We start from the raw sequence: 787 nt of genomic DNA on the forward strand, positions 1-787 counted from the left end.
CAGCGCTACCTGGCCCACATCATTACCGAACGCCGCCTTAAAACCCTGGCCTTGAAAAGCCTGCCGAAAGAACTGGATGCCTGGTCCGCGTCCTTACCGAAGGAACAATGGGTCAAACCGTCCGAGGAGCTGTTAACCCTCAACCAGCAGCTCACCCGTGCTTACGAACGGGGCCTTCGTTTCACCGAGATGGGGCCAGTGTCCCAATGGCAGCCCAATCGTCAGGAAAAGCAGCGTTCAAAAGGGGGACGGGGTCGGCATAAGAGCGGGACGCTTTTGTGAACAATTGAGCCTGCAGGTTCAGAGGGCAGGGCGCCCAAGGAAAGATAGCAATGGATGTGTGTAGCAAGGGTGCTGACCGACGGAGAGGAGCGCCCAACCCAACGGTTGGTGGCTATGTCGGTGGCAATTACGGCCCCACAGCTTATCGTCCGGAGTCGATCCCAAGCCAGCAAGACCAACAAGTAGATGCCAACCGGTCAACGCTTGGCCGGGCAGGCAGTATTCGATTGCCCTGGGGGAATTCCCAGGATGTGGTCCCGGCCTCAATACTGTCGAGGGTCCCCCCCAAGAGCTTACGGCGTATTGAGAGAGAGGGTGATCTCCTGGCGGGAGTCGGCTATCAGGGCCGAATGGATCACGAGTGCATTCGTCACGCCCGTATGGCTTTTCGGGTTATTGCTGTCGACTTCATTGGTATCTTCTCAAAGTTTGCCTTCTTTACCTTAGGGCCCTTATCTATCGTTGTTTCGCTTTTACTCTATTTTTATTTTGGCAATGACCCATA

1 pseudogene is annotated in these 787 nt (G+C 55.4%); it reads left to right on the forward strand.

Features of this window, described 5'->3' with window-relative positions:
- Nucleotides 1-282, forward strand: a pseudogene (locus tag BLV11_RS18375) (hypothetical protein); the annotation flags it as partial.
- Nucleotides 283-787 lie beyond the last annotated feature (505 nt).

The sequence above is a fragment of the Marinobacter mobilis genome, from assembly GCF_900106945.1.
In the GTDB taxonomy this organism is placed as follows: domain Bacteria; phylum Pseudomonadota; class Gammaproteobacteria; order Pseudomonadales; family Oleiphilaceae; genus Marinobacter; species Marinobacter mobilis.